This window comes from Streptomyces sp. ITFR-21, from assembly GCF_031844685.1.
In the GTDB taxonomy this organism is placed as follows: Bacteria; Actinomycetota; Actinomycetes; order Streptomycetales; family Streptomycetaceae; genus Actinacidiphila.
Window position 1 is genome coordinate 3,390,785 of record NZ_CP134605.1, and the last position, 19,314, is coordinate 3,410,098.

The 19,314-nt window shown below is 70.0% G+C and carries 19 protein-coding genes; 10 read left to right on the top strand and 9 right to left on the bottom strand.

Features of this window, described 5'->3' with window-relative positions; genetic code table 11:
- The first annotated feature begins 21 nt into the window (after positions 1-21).
- The 4 genes from sigM (at position 22) to trxA (ending at position 2,986) form a co-directional block, all read left to right on the top strand.
- Entirely contained in the window at positions 22-693 is a 672-nt protein-coding gene (sigM, locus tag RLT57_RS14810; protein ID WP_311297863.1) for an RNA polymerase sigma factor SigM, read from the top strand.
- On the top strand, positions 690-1,538 hold the full coding sequence (locus RLT57_RS14815) for a hypothetical protein (protein ID WP_311297864.1): 849 nt from the start codon (positions 690-692) through the stop codon (positions 1,536-1,538). Before sigM ends, RLT57_RS14815 begins: the two co-directional genes overlap by 4 nt.
- 113 nt (positions 1,539-1,651) lie before the next feature.
- Positions 1,652-2,602 carry a thioredoxin-disulfide reductase gene (trxB, locus tag RLT57_RS14820; protein WP_311297865.1) on the top strand — a complete coding sequence of 317 codons (951 nt, stop codon included), beginning with the start codon at positions 1,652-1,654 and terminating at the stop codon, positions 2,600-2,602.
- A 54-nt stretch (positions 2,603-2,656) separates the two neighbouring features.
- Positions 2,657-2,986 carry a thioredoxin gene (trxA, locus tag RLT57_RS14825; protein WP_311297866.1) on the top strand — a complete coding sequence of 110 codons (330 nt, stop codon included), beginning with the start codon at positions 2,657-2,659 and terminating at the stop codon, positions 2,984-2,986.
- A 100-nt stretch (positions 2,987-3,086) separates the two neighbouring features.
- Here the strand turns inward: trxA and RLT57_RS14830 are convergent, their stop codons facing one another.
- The 9 genes from RLT57_RS14830 to rpmH all read right to left on the bottom strand — a co-directional run bounded on the left by RLT57_RS14830 (position 3,087) and on the right by rpmH (position 9,788).
- Positions 3,087-3,704 carry a GNAT family N-acetyltransferase gene (locus RLT57_RS14830; protein WP_311297867.1) on the bottom strand — a complete coding sequence of 206 codons (618 nt, stop codon included), beginning with the start codon at positions 3,702-3,704 and terminating at the stop codon, positions 3,087-3,089.
- A 90-nt stretch (positions 3,705-3,794) separates the two neighbouring features.
- Positions 3,795-4,892, bottom strand: a complete 1,098-nt coding sequence (locus RLT57_RS14835; RefSeq protein ID WP_311297868.1) for a ParB/RepB/Spo0J family partition protein — start codon at positions 4,890-4,892, stop codon at positions 3,795-3,797.
- The gene (locus RLT57_RS14840) at positions 4,889-6,004 is read right to left on the bottom strand and encodes a ParA family protein (protein ID WP_311297869.1); all 1,116 of its coding nucleotides are present in this window, start codon (positions 6,002-6,004) and stop codon (positions 4,889-4,891) included. The genes RLT57_RS14835 and RLT57_RS14840 overlap by 4 nt, the downstream gene beginning before the upstream one ends.
- Before the next feature lie 320 nt (positions 6,005-6,324).
- Positions 6,325-7,065, bottom strand: coding sequence for a 16S rRNA (guanine(527)-N(7))-methyltransferase RsmG (gene rsmG, locus RLT57_RS14845; RefSeq protein WP_311297870.1), 741 nt, complete (start codon positions 7,063-7,065; stop codon positions 6,325-6,327).
- Positions 7,066-7,195: 130 nt separating this feature from the next.
- Positions 7,196-7,714 carry a protein jag gene (locus RLT57_RS14850; protein WP_311297871.1) on the bottom strand — a complete coding sequence of 173 codons (519 nt, stop codon included), beginning with the start codon at positions 7,712-7,714 and terminating at the stop codon, positions 7,196-7,198.
- A 15-nt stretch (positions 7,715-7,729) separates the two neighbouring features.
- Positions 7,730-8,917 (bottom strand): membrane protein insertase YidC, encoded by a 1,188-nt coding sequence (gene yidC, locus RLT57_RS14855; protein WP_311297872.1) that lies wholly within the window; start codon positions 8,915-8,917, stop codon positions 7,730-7,732.
- 2 nt (positions 8,918-8,919) lie between these two features.
- A complete protein-coding gene (yidD, locus tag RLT57_RS14860; RefSeq protein ID WP_311297873.1) occupies positions 8,920-9,237 on the bottom strand; it encodes a membrane protein insertion efficiency factor YidD in 318 nt (105 codons plus the stop codon).
- Positions 9,234-9,632 (bottom strand): ribonuclease P protein component, encoded by a 399-nt coding sequence (rnpA, locus tag RLT57_RS14865; RefSeq protein WP_311297874.1) that lies wholly within the window; start codon positions 9,630-9,632, stop codon positions 9,234-9,236. The genes yidD and rnpA overlap by 4 nt, the downstream gene beginning before the upstream one ends.
- 18 nt (positions 9,633-9,650) lie before the next feature.
- A complete protein-coding gene (rpmH, locus tag RLT57_RS14870) occupies positions 9,651-9,788 on the bottom strand; it encodes a 50S ribosomal protein L34 (RefSeq protein WP_059010105.1) in 138 nt (45 codons plus the stop codon).
- Positions 9,789-10,216: 428 nt separating this feature from the next.
- On the opposite strand from rpmH, the gene dnaA reads away from it, so the two are divergent.
- The 6 genes from dnaA to gyrB all read left to right on the top strand — a co-directional run bounded on the left by dnaA (position 10,217) and on the right by gyrB (position 19,237).
- Positions 10,217-11,974, top strand: coding sequence for a chromosomal replication initiator protein DnaA (gene dnaA, locus RLT57_RS14875; protein ID WP_311297875.1), 1,758 nt, complete (start codon positions 10,217-10,219; stop codon positions 11,972-11,974).
- Between the two features lie 969 nt (positions 11,975-12,943).
- Positions 12,944-14,074 (top strand): DNA polymerase III subunit beta, encoded by a 1,131-nt coding sequence (gene dnaN, locus RLT57_RS14880; RefSeq protein WP_311297876.1) that lies wholly within the window; start codon positions 12,944-12,946, stop codon positions 14,072-14,074.
- Between the two features lie 101 nt (positions 14,075-14,175).
- Entirely contained in the window at positions 14,176-15,054 is an 879-nt protein-coding gene (gene gnd / locus RLT57_RS14885; RefSeq protein WP_311297877.1) for a phosphogluconate dehydrogenase (NAD(+)-dependent, decarboxylating), read from the top strand.
- 105 nt (positions 15,055-15,159) lie between these two features.
- Entirely contained in the window at positions 15,160-16,293 is a 1,134-nt protein-coding gene (recF, locus tag RLT57_RS14890) for a DNA replication/repair protein RecF (RefSeq protein WP_311297878.1), read from the top strand.
- A gap of 20 nt (positions 16,294-16,313) precedes the next feature.
- On the top strand, positions 16,314-16,856 hold the full coding sequence (locus RLT57_RS14895; RefSeq protein ID WP_311300719.1) for a DUF721 domain-containing protein: 543 nt from the start codon (positions 16,314-16,316) through the stop codon (positions 16,854-16,856).
- 380 nt (positions 16,857-17,236) lie between these two features.
- Entirely contained in the window at positions 17,237-19,237 is a 2,001-nt protein-coding gene (gene gyrB, locus RLT57_RS14900) for a DNA topoisomerase (ATP-hydrolyzing) subunit B (protein ID WP_311297879.1), read from the top strand.
- Positions 19,238-19,314 lie beyond the last annotated feature (77 nt).

Sequence of the window (19,314 nt, forward strand, 5' to 3'; positions counted from 1 at the left end):
GCGGACGGGGGGAGTCTGGTCGTGACGGAAAGCCCGTTCAGCGATGCCGACGACGCGGAACTGCTCGCCCGCCACGTGGCGGGCGAGCCCGACGCCTTCGGTGAGCTGGTGCGCCGTCACCGCGACCGGTTGTGGGCGGTGGCGCTGCGCACCCTGGGGGATCGGGAGGAAGCCGCCGACGCCGTCCAGGACGCCCTGGTGTCGGCTTTCCGGGCCGCCCACACCTTCCGCGGCCAGTCGGCGGTCACCACCTGGCTGCACCGCATCACGGTGAACGCGTGCCTGGACCGGTTGCGCCGGGCCGCCACCCGGCGCACCGCTCCGGTCGCCGACGAGGAGAACTTCGAGACCCTGATGGAGCCGCACGAGTCCGCCGAGGCTCCGGCCGAACGCGGCGAGCTCCACCGGGAACTCCTGGCGGCCCTGGCCACCCTGCCCGCAGAACAGCGTGCCGCCCTCGTCCTGGTGGACATGCAGGGCTACCCGGTCTCCGAGGCCGCCGAGATCCTCCAGGTGCCGGTCGGCACCGTGAAAAGCAGATGCGCCCGTGGGCGGGCCAGACTGCTGCCGCTCCTCACCCACCTGCGCTCCGGCGGCTTGGACAGCGCCATCGACGGCAGGGGAAGGAACCGGACGGAGGGGACATCCGTCACAGAGACGGGAACGGAACAGGGCGGAGGTGGCCACCGATGACAGCGACCAAGGGTCGGGGAACGGATCCGCATCCCGAGGTCTCGGAAATCTCCCACCTAACCGAGGGCCTGCTCCAGCCGCCGCGCAGCACCGCCGTCCGGGAACACATCGCCGGGTGCCTCCTGTGCGCGGACGTGCTGGCCTCCCTGACGGAGATCCGCGGGCTGCTGGGCACGCTGCCGGGGCCGCAGCGGATGCCCGCCGACGTCGCCGGACGGATCGACGCGGCGCTCGCCGCCGAAGCGCATCTGGACACCGTGCTCCCCAGGCAGCATGTTACACGTGGAACACGGGAGGCATCGGACGACAGCGATGTTCCACGTGAAACATCGATCGTCGAAAGGCTCCGGCCCCGGCACAGCCGATGGCGTGGCGGACTACTGGTCGCGGCTTCCGTGGCCGCCGTGACCCTGGTCGTCGGCGCACTGTACGAGGCGACGTCCAGCGGCGGCAGCGATCGGAACGACTCTGCCAGCGCCACCGCGGTCCAGGGCACCGAAGCCGCCGGTCTTTCCGTGGCAGAGCAGGTACGACAACTGCTCGCCGACCAAGAGCCTGGCGCCGCCGGTAAGAGCGCCAATTCTCCGATGCTCGACAGGCGGGGCACCACGACAGCGACCCCACCCCACGAGGCCACCGGGGTGCCGGAATGTGTCCTCCAGGCCACGGAGCGGTCCCAGCAGCCGCTGGCGGCCGAACGTGACGTCTACCAGGGCACACCCTCCTATCTGGTCGTGCTGCCGCATCCCGGCGACACCACCCGGGTGGACGCATACGTCGTCGGTGCCGCCTGTACGTCCGCCAGCCCGGCCGTGCTGCTCTTGCAGGGCACCTATCCACGCTGAGGCGGCCGGGTGCCCTGCCGCGGGAATGTCCGGCACGTAGGATCCGTTAAGCAGGGCGAGAGTCCAGTAATAAGAGGACCCCCACAGCAGTCGGCAGAGACGAGGAAGACTCCGTGAGCGACGTCCGCAATGTCATCGTCATCGGCTCGGGCCCTGCGGGCTACACCGCGGCGCTCTACACGGCACGTGCCTCCCTCAAGCCGCTGGTCTTCGAAGGTTCGGTCACCGCTGGCGGCGCGCTGATGACCACCACCGAGGTGGAGAACTTTCCCGGGTTCCGCGAAGGCATCCTCGGCCCGGACCTGATGGACAACATGCGGGCCCAGGCGGAGCGCTTCGGGGCGGAACTGGTCGCCGACGATGTGACCGCGGTGGACTTCAGCGGTGACATCAAGACGGTCACCGACTCCGCTGGCACCGTGCACCGCGCGAAGGCCGTCATCGTCACCACCGGTTCGCAGCACCGCAAGCTCAGCCTCCCCAACGAGGATCTGCTCTCCGGCCGCGGCGTCTCCTGGTGTGCCACCTGTGACGGCTTCTTCTTCCGCGAGCAGGAGATCGCCGTGATCGGCGGCGGCGACACCGCGATGGAGGAAGCGACCTTCCTCTCCCGGTTCGCCAAGTCGGTGAAGATCGTGCACCGCCGGGACAGCCTGCGGGCGTCCAAGGCGATGCAGGAGCGTGCGTTCGCCGACCCGAAGATCTCCTTCGTGTGGAACAGCGAGGTCGCCGAGATCCACGGCGAGGGCAAGCTCTCCGGGCTGACGCTGCGCGACACGGTCACGGGTGAGACCTCGGAGCTGCCCGTCACGGGGCTGTTCATCGCGATCGGCCACGACCCGCGGACCGAGCTGTTCAAGGGTGTGCTCGACCTGAACTCCGAGGGCTACCTCACCGTGGAGTCTCCCAGCACCCGCACCAACGTTCCCGGTGTCTTCGCCGCCGGTGACGTCGTGGACCACACCTACCGTCAGGCGATCACCGCAGCCGGCACCGGTTGTTCCGCCGCGCTGGACGCCGAACGGTACCTGGCGGCGCTCGCCGACACCGAGCAGACCGTCTGAACCGCTTTCCTCTCGCCCCATCCGCAACGCACCACAGAAACCGAGGAGATTGCCGTGGCCGGCAACACCAAGCACGTGACCGACGCGACCTTTGCCGACGAGGTGCTCGCCAGCGACAAGCCCGTTCTGGTGGACTTCTGGGCCGAGTGGTGCGGCCCGTGCCGTCAGATCGCCCCCTCGCTGGAAGCCATCGCCACCGAGCACCCGGACGACATCACCATCGTCAAGCTGAACATCGACGAGAACCCGGTCACCGCCGCCAAGTACGGCGTGATGTCCATCCCGACGCTCAACGTCTACCAGGGCGGCGAGGTCGTGAAGACCATCGTCGGTGCCAAGCCGCGTGCCGCCCTTGAGCGCGACCTCTCCGACTTCATCGGCTGACGGTCCACCTCAACTGACCGACGGCGGCCGGTCGCTGTTCCACGTGGAACAGCGACCGGCCGCCGTCGTCTGCGTTCTCGCCCACAGTCCGGCACCGCTGCTACAGCGGTCGCAGCGCAGGCTCCTTCTGTACCGCTCCCAGTAGTCGGTCGATCGCCATCTCGACGTCCTCCTTCCAGGAGATGGTCGAACGTAGTTCCAGCCGCAGTCGCGGGTAGCGTGGATGCGGGCGCACTGTCTTGAAGCCCACCGCGGTGAGATGGTCGGCGGGCAGCACACAGCCGGGTGCAGCCCACTTCGCGTCGCCGAACGCCTCGATCGCCTTGAAGCCGCGCCGGACCAGGTCCTTGGCAACGGTCTGCACCAACACCCGTCCGATGCCCTGCCCCTGATAGCCCGGCAGTACCCGGGCAGTCATCAGCTGCACGGCGTCCGCCGAGACCGGGCTTGTCGGGAAGGCGGTCGAGCGCGGCACGTACGCCGCCGGCGCGTAGAGCACAAAACCCGCCGGCACCTCGTCGACATAGACGACCCGGCCGCAGGAGCCCCACTCCAGCAGGACCGCGGAGATCCAGGCCTCTTTCTCCAGTTCCGGCTTGCCCGTCTGGACAGCGGCCTCACCGCTGACCGGGTCGAGTTCCCAGAAGACGCAACGGCGGCACGGCTTGGGAAGGTCCGGAAGATTGTCCAGGGTGAGCGGTACCAGTCGACGTCCCATGTGGCCAAGACCCCATTTCTGTCGCGAACCAAGCAGCCCTCGAGCGGACGGCCCCTGGGCACCCCGGTGGTCCACCGGGGTGCCCGCCGGTCACTCCGTCTCGTCGTCCTCGGGTTCCTCGTCGTCGAGCTTGGACTCCAGCACCTTGCCCTCGCCGGGGGCCATCGCTCCGAGGATCCGTTCCAGATCCTCTATCGACGCGAACTCCACAACGATCTTTCCCCGTTTCTGGCCCAGGTCGACCTTCACCCGGGTCTCGAACCGGTCCGAGAGTCGTGAGGCGAGATTGGTCAGCGATGGGGAGACCCGCCGGCCGGCCCGCGGAGACGCCGTCTTCCGAGTGGTCTTCGCCTCGCCGTTCATCAGCGTCACGATCTCTTCGACCGAGCGCACCGACAGTCCCTCGGCGACGATCCGGTTGGCCAGCTTGTCCTGCTCCTCGGCCTCCTCCAGGCCGAGCAGGGCACGGGCGTGACCGAACGAGATCACGCCGGCTGCCACCCGTCGCTGGACGGGGGCCGGCAGCTTCAGCAGCCGCAGGGTATTGGAAACCTGGGAACGGGAGCGGCCGATCCGGTCCGCCAGCTGCTCATGCGTGCAGGCGAAGTCCCGCAGCAACTGATCGTAGGCGGCAGCCTCCTCCAGCGGGTTCAGCTGGGCCCGGTGCAGGTTCTCCAGCAGAGCGTCCAGAAGCAGCTTCTCGTCGTCAGTCGCGCGGACGATCGCGGGGATCCGGTCCAGACCCGCCTCCCGGCAGGCACGCCAGCGGCGCTCGCCCATGATGAGCTCGAAGCGGTCGGTGCCGATCTGCCGCACCACCACTGGCTGCAGCAGGCCCACTTCCTTGATGGAAGTGATGAGCTCGTTGAGGGCGTCCTCGTCGAAGACCTCACGCGGCTGGCGCGGGTTCGGCGTGATGACGTCCAGCTCCAGCTCCGCGAAGTAGGCCCCTTCGACGGGAACCCTCGGCGGGGACGGCTCCGGCTCTGTTTCACGTGAAACAGGGATGTCCACCACCGGTGGTACGGACTCGGGTCTGCGGTCCGCCAAGCCGGCCACCTTGGCCGCCGCGACCCCGCGGTCCGGCGTCAGGACGGATGCGGACGACGGCGATGTGCCGGTCGACTGCGGCGCGGCCGGGATCAGCGCGCCGAGACCACGGCCGAGCCCTCTGCGTCGATCACTCACTGGATGCCCTCCGACATGCTGTGCGGGTTGTGCTCACTGTGCTCGCCCTGCGGGTCGTACTCGACGCTCACGCTGCCCGGCAGCCCGCGCAGCGCCATCTCCCGCGCCGCCTCCAGATAGGAGAGGGCGCCGCTGGACCCAGGATCGTAGGTCAGCACGGTCTGACCGTAGCTGGGGGCCTCCGAGATCCGGACCGAGCGGGGGATGCTGGTCCGCAGCACCTCCTTGCCGAAGTGCGTACGGACCTCCTCGGCGACCTGTGCGGCAAGCCGGGTCCGGCCGTCGTACATCGTCAGCAGGATGGTGGAGACGAACAGCTTCGGGTTCAGATGGGCGCGGACCAGATCCACGTTCTTCAGCAACTGTCCCAGGCCCTCCAGCGCGTAGTACTCGCACTGGATCGGGATGACCACCTCGGCGCCGGCCACCATGGCATTGACGGTGAGCAGGCCCAGCGAGGGCGGGCAATCGATCAGGACGTAGTCCAACGGCTGCTCGTAGGAATTCAGAGCCCGTTGCAGTCGGCTCTCGCGGGCGACCAGGGAGACCAGTTCGATCTCGGCACCCGCCAGGTCGATCGTGGCGGGCGCGCAGAACAGGCCCTCCACATCGACGACCGGCTGCACGACGTCGGAGAGCGGCTTGCTCTCCACCAGCACGTCGTAGATGGACGGGACCTCCGCGTGGTGATCGATACCCAGTGCGGTCGAGGCGTTGCCCTGCGGGTCCAGATCGATCACCAGCACCCGGCCGCCGTGCAGTGCCAGCGAGGCCGCCAGGTTCACCGTCGTGGTGGTCTTGCCGACCCCGCCCTTCTGGTTGGCGACCACCATCACCCTGGTCTGGGCCGGTCTGGGCAGTCCCTCACCGGTGCGGTTCAGCGCTTCGACAGCCAACTGGGCGGCGCGACCGATAGGGGTGTCATCCATAGGAGGCAATGTTTCACGTGAAACATCACCTCCGAACCCCGGGGGCCCGGCAAAGGATCCCCCGGCTGATTCAGCTGAGCGGGGACCGGGGACCGGATCGGCCATCGGCCCCGCGATGTTGGCGTCGGACCGCAAGGACTCACTCTCCTCGACTTCAGGCTCGCAATGAGAAGAGCCTGCCATGCCCGAGGGGTGCTGAACCAGCGAGGCCCGGTTGCCTGTGGATAAATCGCGAGAATTATCCACAGGCGCTGCCTTCTTAACAGGTTTATTGGCACGGGCATCGGCCGCGGCACGACCGCGGCTGAGCACTCCGGGGAGCAGTGAGCGACGTTTCACGTGGAACACGATGCACAGCGGCACGCCGCTATCTCCGCAGACACTCCGGATTATGTCGGTTTGACCGTTTGTATGGCCCAGCTTCTGCCGTACGGAGCGGCAGCCCGGCCCTCGGTCAGCGGACGGAAACCCCGCCCCCATTTCTACGGGGCCCTACGGGCGGCTCAGCGCCGACGACGGCTCCCGTTGGCGGTCCGCGGGTTGCGGCTCGCGCGGGCCGCCTTCGCCCTGCGAGTGGCCGCACGGACGCCCCCCGGGCTCTCCCCGACCAGCACCCGTACCACGGTCGACAGCGGGTCCACGACGCCATCGCCGACCTGGACCACCGTGGCGTCCACCGCACCCAGCCGGCTCAGCGCCGCGCGCGCCGCCTTCAGCTCCTGCTCCGCGGTGTCGCCCTTGAGCACGGCCATCTCCCCGTGCGGACGCAGCAGCGGGAGCCCCCAGCCGGCCAGCCGCTCCAGCGGCGCCACCGCCCGCGCGGTCACCACGTCGACCGGCGGCAGCTTGCCCACCATCTCCTCGGCCCGGCCGCGTTCCACCCGCACGTTCTCGACACCGAGCAGCTTGACCACCTCCTCCAGGAACGTGGTCCTGCGCAGCAGCGGCTCCAGCAGGGTGATCCGCAGATCCGGCCTGGCCAGCGCCAGCGGAATCCCGGGCAGTCCGGCCCCGGAGCCCACGTCGCAGACCGACACGTCCTCGTCGATCACCTCGGAGAGGACCGCGCAGTTCAGCAGATGCCGCTCCCACAGCCGGGGGACCTCCCGGGGACCGATCAGCCCACGCCGCACTCCCGCGTCCGCGAGCAGCTCGGCGTAGCGCAGCGCGTCGGTGAACCGGTCGCCGAAGACCGTCCGAGCCTGCTCCGGCGGCGCAGGAAGCTCCGCTGCTGCCTCGGTCACGGGGGCTGTCCTTTCCTCGGTCCTGCACCAGACACCAGACGTACACGATCAGGCTTACAAGCTTCGGCCCCGCCTGCGAACAGACGGGGCCGATGGGACGGACAGCACACGTAGGGCGATCAGACCACGCTCAGGCGGGAAGCACGACCACCCGGCGCTGGGGCTCCTCACCCTCGGACTCGCTGCGCAGCCCGGCGGCGGCCACCGCGTCGTGTACGACCTTGCGCTCGAACGGCGTCATCGGGTCCAGCTTCACCGGGAGGCCGGTCTGCTTCACCTCGTCCGCCGCGCTCGTCCCGAGCGTGGCCAGCTCGGTCCGCTTGCGGGCCCGGAACCCGGCGATGTCCAGCATCAGCCTGCTGCGCTCACCGGTCTCCCGGTGGACCGCCAGCCGGGTCAGCTCCTGGAGCGCCTCCAGCACCTCGCCGTCCCGGCCGACGAGCTTGTTCAGCTCCCGGCTCGCGGTGTCACCGACGATGGACACCGAGGCACGCTCGCCCTCGACGTCCATGTCGATATCCCCGTCGAGGTCCGCGATGTCCAGCAGACCCTCCAGGTAGTCCGCGGCGATCTCACCCTCCTGCTCCAGGCGGGTCAGGGTCGCGGACGAACCGCTGTCGGGTGCCGTGGTGGTGTTGACGTCGCTCACGCCTGGCCTCTCCTCTTACTTCTTCTTCGAGACGTTGTTCGGCCTCTTGGGTCCGCCCGCCTTCGGAGTACCGCCCTTGCCGGCCCCGGCCCGCGGCGCGCCCGCCCGGGGAGCGCCGGCCCGCGGCGCACCGGGGGATCCCTTGGCGCCCCCTCCGGAGCCCTTGGCCGCACCGGCGTCCTGCGGCGCGGCGGTGGATCCGCCGGCCGACCCGGAACCGCCCGCCGAACCCGCGGCGCCCGCGGAGCCGGAACCCGCGCCGCCGCCCGCGACCGGGCCGCCGGTGCGCTGGGACTTCGACTGCCGCTTGGGCTGGGTGCGGTTGGCACGCGCGGCCTCCACCGCTTCCTTGGCCTTGACCTCCTCCGGCGGCTCCACCAGCTTGCCCTTCGCCCGCAGCCGCTCCTGGCGCTGTTTGAAGGCGAGGCTGCCCGGGGTGGGGTTGCGCCGGATGACGACGAGCTGCTGGCCCATCGTCCACACGTTGGTGGTCAGCCAGTACACCAGCACACCGACCGGGGCGATGATGCCGAAAACGGCGAAGATCAGCGGGAACACGTACATCAGCATCTTCTGCTGCTGCATGAACGGCGTGTTCACCGACATGTCCACGTTCTTGGTCATCAGCTGGCGCTGCGTGTAGAACTGCGAGAAAGACATCAGCACGATCATGATGATGGTGACGATGCGGACCTCGGTCTGCGTGGTGCCCAGCTTGGCCAGCGTCTCCGCGCTGTCCAGGAACTTGGCCGGCAGCGGGGCGCCGAAGATGTGCGCCCGCTGCGCACTCTCCACCAGGTTCTCGTGGATGACGCCGACCGGCTTGCCCTTGGCGACGTTGCTGAGCACGTGGTAGAGGGCGAAGAAGAACGGCGACTGGACGAGGATCGGCAGGCACGAGGAGAGCGGGTTGGTGCCCGTCTCCTTGTACAGCTTCATCATCTCTTCGGACTGCCGCTGGCGGTCGTTCTTGTAGCGCTCCTGGATCGCCTTCATCTTCGGCTGGAGCACCTGCATGTTCCGCGTCGACTTGATCTGCTTGACGAACAGCGGGATCAGGGCGGTGCGGATCAGGACCACCAGCGAGACGATGGACAGACCCCACGCCCAGCCGCTGTCCTTGTCGAAGATCATGCCGTAGAAGGCGTGGAACTGGACGATGATCCACGAGACGGCGTCATAGAGGGGGTTCAGGATCCCCACGGTCAGGCTCCTTGGGCGTGAGAGGGTCCGGTGGGCTCGGGCGTGACGGGCCCGTCGGAGCCGCCCCGCAGGTAGCGGCGCAGCCGATCGTGCCATGGCGGTCGTTTACGCGGCGGGACATGGTCCACACCGCCCGCCGACCAGGGATTGCACCGCAGGATGCGCCATGCGGTCAGGGCGGTGCCCTTGACGGCACCGTGCCGGTCGATGGCCGTGTATCCGTAGTGCGAGCAGGAGGGGTAGTACCGGCACACCGGCCCCAGCAGCGGACTGATCGTCCACTGGTAGAGCTTGATCAGTGCCAGTAGCGGATATTTCATCGAGCCACCCTCCCCTCGGCCTCGCCATGGGTGTCGCGACCCAGCAGCCGCGTCAGTGCGGCGTCCAGGTCGAGGGCCAGCTGTGCATGGTCCGCACCGCCGGCTCCGGGCAGTGCGCGTACGACAACCAGGCTACCGGGGGGCAGCAGGGACAGACGGTCGCGGACCAGATGACGCAGTCGGCGCTTGACCAGGTTGCGTTCCACCGAGCCGCCCACCGCCTTGCTCACGACGAAACCCGCACGTGCCGGGGGAGTGCGCCCCCCAGGCACATGCGGGTCCGTGGTGTCGCGGCGCAGATGGACGACCAGCAGCGGACGGCCTGCTCGGCGTCCGCGGCGAACCGCTTCTGCGAAGTCCTGCCGTCGCCTCAGCCGATTCTCGGTGGGAAGCACGGCATGGACCTGTGATGATCAGGCGGACAGCCGGGCGCGGCCCTTGCTGCGGCGGGTCGCGATGATCGCGCGGCCGGCACGGGTGCGCATCCGCAGACGGAAGCCGTGCGTCTTCGCGCGACGGCGGTTGTTCGGCTGGAAGGTGCGCTTGCTCACTCGGGGGCTCCAGGGAGGATCGTGGGTCCGACGGGGCTGTAGGGACTACGGGGGGCTACGCGGAATCGCCTGGCTGTCACCGTTTGCCCACGAGGAACTCGCGGACCAGTCTGGTGTACCGCTTCGTCGACCGCCCGAAGCCATCCGGAAGGTCTTCGCCCATCGGCAGGCAGGCGGCAGCAGCCATCGACAACTCGACCTCGATACGGTACGTGCGGCTAGGCCATCCGGTCAAACCCGGCGGCGGCACCCCGCCATTTGTACACAGCCTGTGGACAACGACTTGAACCGCGCACGTCGGCCTGACTACCGTGGCGGGGCCCGATGCCGCGCCGGCACCGAACCTCACAGACTTCCCGCCCGTCCCGACGATCACACTTTCGCGGGAGTTGTTTCAGCACCACCCAGACACCGAGAGAGCGTGCACTGTGACTGCCGATCTTGCCGCAGTGTGGCCGCGGGTACTGCAGAAGCTCCTGGTGGACAGCGAGGACCTGAAACCCAAGGACGCCGAGTGGCTCAAGCGCACCCAGCCGCTGGCGCTGGTGGCCGGCACGGCGGTGCTCTCGGCGCCCAACGAGTTCGCCAAGAGCGTCCTGGAGGGGCGGCTGCTGCCGCTGATCACCGAGGTGCTCAGCCATGAGTTCGGCCATCCCGTCGGCATCGCCATCGCCGTCGCGTCCGGCGGCGACCAGGAGCAGCCGCCCCCGCCGCAGGAGCGGCCCGACCCGCCCGAGCCGATGGCCCCGCAGGATCCGTACGACCAGGGCGGCCCGCGGATGCGCCCGGCCTACTCCGAGCGCCGGGACTGGCAGCAGCCGGGGCTCGGCACCTGGGGAGCACCGGGGCCCGGCGGCTTCCAGGACGCCGACCCCTACGGCGGCCAGCGGGAGCCGTACGACGGCAGGCGCGATCCGTACGACGGGCAGTCCGGCGGCTACGAGGCCCCGCGCGAACCGCGCTACCGGCCCGAGCCGCACGACGGCTACCCGACGGTCCCGCACCAGGGCCACCAGCCGTACGCCCCGCCCGGCTACCAGCAGCCGGGCGGGGGCCCGCTGACGGCCCGCCCCGAGCCGCCCCCCGGCGGGCCGTCAGCGGGCACCGGACGGCCCGGGGGCGGCGGCTCGGGCTCGTCGGGCGGCGCCGTCGAGCCGACCGCCCGGCTGAACCCCAAGTACCTCTTCGACACCTTCGTGATCGGCGCCTCGAACCGGTTCGCGCACGCCGCGGCCGTCGCGGTGGCCGAGGCGCCGGCCAAGGCGTACAACCCGCTGTTCATCTACGGCGAGTCCGGTCTCGGCAAGACGCACCTGCTGCACGCCATCGGGCACTACGCGCGGAGCCTGTACCCGGGTACCCGCGTCAGGTACGTCAGTTCCGAGGAGTTCACCAACGAGTTCATCAACTCCATCCGGGACGGCAAGGCGGACGCGTTCCGCAAGCGGTACCGGGACATGGACATCCTCCTGGTCGACGACATCCAGTTCCTGGCGCAGAAGGAGTCGACGCAGGAGGAGTTCTTCCACACCTTCAACACCCTGCACAACGCCAACAAGCAGATCGTGCTCTCCTCGGACCGGCCGCCCAAGCAGCTGGTCACCCTGGAGGACCGGCTGCGCAACCGCTTCGAGTGGGGTCTGATCACCGACGTCCAGCCGCCCGAACTGGAGACCCGGATCGCGATCCTGCGCAAGAAGGCGGTCCAGGAGCAGCTGAACGCGCCGCCCGAGGTGCTGGAGTTCATCGCCTCCCGGATCTCCCGCAACATCCGGGAGCTGGAGGGCGCGCTGATCCGCGTCACCGCCTTCGCCAGCCTCAACCGGCAGCCGGTGGACCTCCAGCTCACCGAGATCGTGCTGAAGGACCTGATCCCGGGCGGCGACGACTCGGTGCCGGAGATCAGCGGCACCGCGATCATGGCGGAGACCGCCGCGTACTTCGGGCTCGCGGTCGACGACCTGTCGGGCTCCTCGCGCAGCCGGGTGCTGGTCACCGCGCGGCAGATCGCGATGTACCTGTGCCGCGAGCTGACGGACCTGTCGCTGCCGAAGATCGGTGCGCTCTTCGGCGGCCGTGACCACACCACGGTGATGCACGCGGACCGCAAGATCCGCTCGCTGATGGCCGAGCGGCGCTCCATCTACAACCAGGTGACGGAACTCACCAACCGCATCAAGAGCTGAGTCCCGGCCGCCCCCACGCGGCCCCCACGCGGCCCCCACGCGGCCCCCACGCGGCCCCCACGCGGCCGGCGGGCGGCCCACCGGCCCACCGGCCGGGCGCCCGCACCCCCGTGCACAGGCCGTCGCCCTCGCCCCCCTCCGCCGGCGCTTCCACAGGCTCCTCTCAGCCCTCTCGGTCCTCTCCGCCCTCTCAGCGCCCCGGGATCCCTCCCCGGGGCGCTGCTCGTCGTTCACTCTCGCGTGAGGTCGCTGTTCGATTACCCGTCACCGACGGACGGTTCTCCACAGATAGGGTCCGATCCGGCTGTCCACAGGCTGGGGACACCGGAGTTGTCCCGAAGGCTTCCACAGGCCACCCGTCACCTGAGGCGTATGCCCTGCTCAGCCAGCTGTGGATATGTGGGCAACCGCTGTCCACAGGTTGTGGACGGAAAAGGCGCCCCCAGGGGGCCGTTCGGGGTTGTCCACCGCTCGCCCACAGGATGGTCCCTGTTGTGCACAGCTCCAGGCCAGTTCTCCACACCTTTGTCCACTGTTCGGTAATGAAATGCAGTCTGTCCCCTGGAAGAGTGAAAGGCGTCACACCATGGTGGTGGGTTGGCCTGGGGAGAACCTGGGTATTCCTGGGGACGGAGCTGGGGAGAACCCGGGGTCCCCTGTGGACCGGGTGTGCACAACTTCCGGCCGTCCACAGAGGGGCCTGGTTGTCCACCGGCCCCGTCCACAGGTCCGGTGGACAAAAAACACCGTCCGACCTGCAGGGGAACCGGTTATCCACGGTATCCACAACCCCTATTACTACGACTACACGTAGATACCGGGGAAACCGCTTCGAAGCGGGGGCTGTGCACAAGTCGGCCCGGAGCCGCCCCGCCGCCGTGTCGCGGCTTGACGCCAACCCGCGCCGAGTGTCAGTCCGGTGCGTCAGACTGGTCCCCGACAGTCAGCAACAAGCAGGAGGCGGTTCCGGTGAAGATCCGGGTGGAGCGCGACGTACTCGCCGAGGCGGTGGCTTGGGCTGCCCGCAGCCTCCCGGCCCGTCCCCCGGTGCCCGTCCTCGCCGGGCTGCTGCTCAAGGCCGAGGAGTCCAGGCTCAGCCTGTCCGGCTTCGACTACGAGGTCTCGGCCCGCGTGTCGGTCGACGCCGAGGTCGACGAGGAGGGCACGGTCCTGGTCTCCGGCCGGCTGCTCGCCGACATCTCCCGGGCGCTGCCCAACCGCCCGGTGGAGATCTCCACCGACGGCGTACGGGTCACCGTCGTCTGCGGCAGCTCCCGCTTCACCCTGCACACCCTGCCGGTGGAGGAGTACCCGGCGCTGCCCGCGATGCCGGTCGCCTCCGGCACCGTCCCCGGCGAGGTCTTCGCCGCCGCCGCCGCCCAGGTGGCCATCGCCGCCGGCCGGGACGACACCCTGCCGGTGCTCACCGGTGTGCGGATCGAGATCGAGGGCGACACGGTCACGCTGGCCGCCACCGACCGCTACCGCTTCGCGGTCCGCGAGTTCCTGTGGAAGCCCGAGCAGGCCGACATCTCCGCGGTCGCCCTGGTCCCCGCCAAGACCCTGCTGGACACTGCCAAGTCGCTCACCAGCGGCGACACCGTCTCCATCGCGCTGGCCGGCTCCGGCGCGGGGGAGGGCCTGATCGGCTTCGAGGGCGCCGGCCGCCGGACCACCACCCGGCTGCTGGAGGGCGACCTGCCCAAGTACCGCACCCTGTTCCCGACCGAGTTCGCGTCGGTCGCGGTGATCGAGACCCCGCCGTTCGTCGAGGCCGTCAAGCGCGTAGCCCTGGTCGCCGAGCGCAACACCCCGGTGCGGCTGAGCTTCGAGCAGGGCGTGCTGACCCTGGAGGCCGGCTCCAGCGACGACGCACAGGCCGTGGAGAAGGTCGACGCCAAGCTGGAGGGCGACGACATCTCGATCGCCTTCAACCCGACCTTCCTGCTGGACGGGCTGAGCGCGATCGACTCCCCGGTGGCCCAGCTGTCGTTCACCACCTCCACCAAGCCGGCGCTGCTCGGTGGCCGTCCCGCCCTCGACGCCGAGGCGGACGACGCGTACAAGTACCTGATCATGCCGGTGCGGCTGTCCGGCTGAGTGCCCCGCCACCGGCCGACGTAGGCTCGTCCTCGGTCAGTCTGGCGCAGGTCAAGCTCGCGTCGAACGCCTCGAAACGGCCTCGAAACGAAGGATCAGTGATGGAGCTCGGTCTCATCGGTCTCGGCAAGATGGGCGGCAACATGCGCGAGCGCATCCGCCGCGCCGGCCACACCGTTATCGGGTACGACAGGAACCCCGATCTCGCCGATGTCCACAGCCTCAAGGAACTGGTGGACTCGCTGCAAGGTCCGCGCGTGGTATGGGTGATGGTCCCGGCGGGCGCCGCCACCCAGTCGACCATCGACGAACTGGGCACGCTGCTCTCCCCCGGCGACACCGTGGTGGACGGCGGCAACTCCCGCTGGACGGACGACGAGCGGCACGCCAAGGAACTGCGCGACAAGGGCATCGGCTTCGTCGACTGCGGCGTCTCCGGCGGCGTCTGGGGCCTGGCCAACGGCTACGCGCTGATGTACGGCGGCACCGACGAGGACGTCGCCAAGGCGCAGCCGATCTTCGACGCCCTCAAGCCCGAGGGCGACGCCGGCGCCGTGCACGCCGGCGTGGTCGGCGCCGGTCACTTCGCCAAGATGGTCCACAACGGCATCGAGTACGCGATGATGCAGGCCTACGCCGAGGGCTGGGAGCTGCTGGAGGCGGTCGGGTCGGTCACCGACGTCCGCGAGGTCTTCCGCTCCTGGAAGTCCGGTACGGTCATCCGCTCCTGGCTGCTGGACCTGGCCGTGGACGCCCTGGACAAGGACGAGCACCTGGGCAACCTGCGCGGTTACGCGGACGACTCCGGCGAGGGCCGCTGGACGGTCGAGGCGGCCATCGACAACGCGGTGCCGCTGCCGGCCATCACCGCCTCGCTGTTCGCCCGCTTCTCCTCCCGCCAGGACGACTCGCCGCAGATGAAGATGATCGCCGCGCTCCGCAACGAGTTCGGCGGCCACGCGGTCACCGCGGCCGAATAGGCCATCGGCGGGTCACCGCCGGCCCCTGGCGGCCGGCGACGGCCCGCGACCGCACCGCACCGCACCACAGCAGGGAGGTCGGCGCGCCCAGCGCCACAGCACGCGATGCACGTAGCGCACCTGTCGCTCGCCGACTTCCGCTCCTACGCCCGGGCCGAGGTCCCTCTCGACCCGGGCGTCACGGCTTTCGTGGGGCCCAACGGCCAGGGCAAGACCAACCTGGTCGAGGCGGTCGGCTACCTGGCCACCCTCGCCAGCCACCGGGTCGCCTCCGACCAGCCCCTGGTCCGGGTCGGCGCCGAACGCGCGGTGGTACGCGCCCAGGTGGTGCAGGACGAGCGCCGGCAGCTGGTCGAGCTGGAGATCAACCCGGGCCGGGCCAACCGGGCCAGGATCAACCGCTCCTCCCAGGCCCGGCCGCGCGACGTGCTGGGCATCGTCCGCAGCGTGCTGTTCGCCCCCGAGGACCTGGCCCTGGTCAAGGGCGACCCGGGTGAGCGCCGCCGCTTCCTGGACGAGCTGATCACCGCCCGCGCGCCGCGGCTGGCCGGGGTGCGCGGCGACTACGAGCGGGTGCTCAAGCAGCGCAACACCCTGCTGAAGACCGCCGCGCTGGCCCGCCGGCACGGCGGCCGCGGCGCCGACCTGTCGACGCTCGACGTCTGGGACCAGCACCTGGCCCGGGTCGGCGCGGAGCTGCTGGCCCAGCGGCTGGACCTGGTGGCGGCGCTGCAGCCGCTGACCGACAAGGCGTACGAGCAGCTGGCCCCCGGCGGCGGCCCGGTCGCGCTGGAGTACCGCGGCTCGATGGGCGAGGAGCGGATGGCGGGGGCGGCCGGCCGGGAGGACCTGTACGGCAGGCTGCTGGAGGCGCTGGCGGCGTCCCGGCGCCAGGAGATCGAGCGCGGTGTGACGCTGGTGGGGCCGCACCGTGACGATCTGGTGCTGAAGCTGGGGCCGATGCCCGCGAAGGGCTATGCCAGTCACGGGGAGTCGTGGTCGTACGCGCTGGCGCTGCGGCTGGCGTCCTACGAGCTGCTGCGCGCCGACGGCGGCGAGCCGGTGCTGGTGCTGGACGACGTGTTCGCCGAGCTGGACGAGCGGCGCCGGGAGCGGCTGGCCGAGCTGGTGGCGCCGGGCGAGCAGGTGCTGGTCACGGCGGCGGTGGACGACGATGTGCCGGACGTACTGCTCGGCACGCGGTTCTCGGTGGCGGACGGGACGGTGGAGCGGCTGTGAGCGAACAGGAACCGCGGGGGGTGCCGGCGGCCCGGGACGAGGCCGCCGCGGCGGCCACCGGCGCCGGGCCGGCCGGAGTGGACCTGGCGCGCGTCGCCCTGCGCGCCGCCAAGGAGCAGGCCAGGGCCAGGGGCGCCGCGGCCGTACAGAAGCGGCAGGCCAGGCGGGGGGGTCTGCGCAGCGGCGCCCGCGCCGACGGCCGGGACCCGCTGCCGCTGGGCGCCGCGATCAGCCGGCTGATCACCGAGCGCGGCTGGGAGGCGCCGGCCGCGGTCGGCGGTGTGATGGGCCGCTGGCCGCAGATCGTCGGCCCCGAGGTGGCGCTGCACTGCGCCCCCGACCGGTACGACGAGGACGCCTGCGTGCTGACGGTGAGCTGCGACTCCACCGCCTGGGCCACCCAGCTGCGGCTGCTGGCGCCCACCCTGGTGGCCCGGCTGAACGCGGATCTCGGCCACGGCACGGTGAAGCTGATCAAGGTGCAGGGCCCGGCCGCGCCGCCGCGTACCTACGGCCGGCTGCGGGCGCCGGGCAGCAGGGGCCCCGGCGACACCTACGGGTGAGGCGGCCGTCCGCCGTGGCTCGCGCCCTGGCCTCCGCCGTCGGCGGGGGCGCGGTGGACGGCGGCCGTCCGCGAACGGGCGGAGGCAGGTACGCGCCGGTTACGGGCGTGACGGGAGTTCCCCTGCGCTGCGTAGCCGGGGGTTGACAGCCGGAAGCCCTGGACGCCCGCGTGAGCGGTTTCTGCCCCGGGGCCGCGTGTAGGGAGTCGGGCGGCAGCGGATTCGGTCGGTACATGGGAACTGAGGTACCGCCATAGCCCCATTCATGTCGTCGCTACCGGTAGACTGACAGGCAGACCGCCCTCCCCTGGCAGACCGGCAGGGGTACCCCAGCGGAACTTGTCGAACGACGCAGCCGCCCCCGTCCGCGGAGACGGCTCGTGCTGTGCCAGAAAGGGCGCTTCGTGGCCGATTCCGGCAACCCCAACGAGAACTCCAGCAAGTCCTACAACGCCAGCCAGATCACCGTGCTCGAAGGACTCGACGCGGTACGCAAGCGCCCCGGCATGTACATCGGCTCGACCGGTGAGCGGGGCCTGCACCACCTCGTGTACGAGGTCGTCGACAACTCCGTCGACGAGGCGCTGGCGGGCCACGCGGACTCCATCGACGTCACGATCCTGCCGGACGGCGGGGTCCGGGTGGTGGACAACGGCCGCGGTATCCCGGTGGACATCGTGCCCTCGGAGGGCAAGCCCGCCGTCGAGGTGGTGCTGACCGTGCTGCACGCGGGCGGCAAGTTCGGCGGCGGCGGCTACGCGGTCTCCGGCGGTCTGCACGGCGTCGGCGTCTCCGTGGTGAACGCGCTGTCCTCCCGGGTCGCGGTGGAGGTCCGCCGCGACGGCCACCGTTGGACGCAGGACTACAAGCTGGGCGTACCGACCGCGCCGCTGGCCAGGAACGAGCCGACCGACGAGACGGGCACCACGGTCACCTTCTGGGCCGACGCCGACATCTTCGAGACCACGGACTACTCCTTCGAGACGCTGTCCCGGCGCTTCCAGGAGATGGCGTTCCTCAACAAGAACCTCCGGCTGGCCCTGACCGACGAGCGTGCCGACCGGGTGGACGAGGACGGCCGGCCGCTGCACGCGGAGTACCGCTACGAGGGCGGCATCGTCGACTTCGTGAAGTACCTCAACGCGCGCAAGGGCGAGCTGATCCACCCCACCGTCATCGACATCGAGGCGGAGGACAGGGAGCGGCTGCTGTCGGTCGAGGTCGCGATGCAGTGGAACACCCAGTACAGCGAGGGTGTCTACAGCTTCGCCAACACCATCCACACCCACGAGGGCGGCACCCACGAAGAGGGCTTCCGCGCGGCGCTGACCAGCCTGGTCAACCGCTACGCGCGGGACAAGAAGCTGCTCCGGGAGAAGGACGACAACCTCGCCGGCGAGGACATCCGCGAGGGCCTGACCGCGATCATCTCGGTCAAGCTCGGCGAGCCCCAGTTCGAGGGGCAGACCAAGACCAAGCTCGGCAACACCGAGGCGAAGACGTTCGTCCAGAAGGTCGTGCACGAGCACCTGACCGACTGGCTGGACCGCAACCCCAACGAGGCCTCGGACATCATCCGCAAGTCGATCCAGGCGGCCACCGCCCGGGTCGCGGCCCGCAAGGCGCGTGACCTGACCCGCCGCAAGGGGCTGCTGGAGTCCGCGTCGCTGCCCGGCAAGCTGAGCGACTGCCAGTCCAACGACCCGACGAAGTGCGAGATCTTCATCGTCGAGGGCGACTCGGCCGGCGGCTCGGCCAAGTCCGGCCGCAACCCGCAGTACCAGGCGATCCTCCCGATCCGCGGCAAGATCCTCAACGTGGAGAAGTCCCGGATCGACAAGATCCTGCAGAACACCGAGATCCAGGCGCTGATCTCCGCCTTCGGCACCGGTGTGCACGAGGACTTCGACATCGCCAAGCTCCGCTATCACAAGATCATCCTGATGGCGGACGCCGACGTCGACGGCCAGCACATCAACACCCTGCTGCTGACCTTCCTCTTCCGCTTCATGCGACCGCTGGTCGAGGCCGGGCACGTCTACCTGTCCCGCCCGCCGCTGTACAAGGTCAAGTGGGGTAGGGACGACTGGGAGTACGCGTACTCCGACCGCGAGCGCGACGCCCTGGTGGAGCTGGGCAAGCAGAGCGGCAAGCGGATCCGCGAGGACTCCATCCAGCGCTTCAAGGGCCTCGGCGAGATGAACGCCGAGGAGCTGCGGGTCACCACCATGGACATCGACCACCGCGTGCTCGGCAAGGTCACCCTGGACGACGCGGCGCAGGCCGACGACCTGTTCTCGGTGCTGATGGGCGAGGACGTGGAGGCGCGGCGCACGTTCATCCAGCGCAACGCCAAGGACGTCCGCTTCCTGGACATCTGAGCCGGTCCCGCCGGCGGCCGCTCAGGCCGCTGCGGACGCTCCGGCCCCGGGCCGGACCAGAGCCCCGTATGACCCGT

What these genes read in the sequence shown, in the direction of transcription:
- RLT57_RS14815 (WP_311297864.1), top strand. Translation starts at nt 690, where the DNA reads ATGACAGCGACCAAGGGTCGGGGAACGGATCCGCATCCCGAGGTCTCG.
- RLT57_RS14830 (WP_311297867.1), bottom strand. Translation starts at nt 3,704, where the DNA reads ATGGGACGTCGACTGGTACCGCTCACCCTGGACAATCTTCCGGACCTT.
- RLT57_RS14840 (WP_311297869.1), bottom strand. Translation starts at nt 6,004, where the DNA reads ATGGCAGGCTCTTCTCATTGCGAGCCTGAAGTCGAGGAGAGTGAGTCC.
- yidD (WP_311297873.1), bottom strand. Translation starts at nt 9,237, where the DNA reads ATGAAATATCCGCTACTGGCACTGATCAAGCTCTACCAGTGGACGATC.
- gnd (WP_311297877.1), top strand. Translation starts at nt 14,176, where the DNA reads ATGGAGCTCGGTCTCATCGGTCTCGGCAAGATGGGCGGCAACATGCGC.
- recF (WP_311297878.1), top strand. Translation starts at nt 15,160, where the DNA reads ATGCACGTAGCGCACCTGTCGCTCGCCGACTTCCGCTCCTACGCCCGG.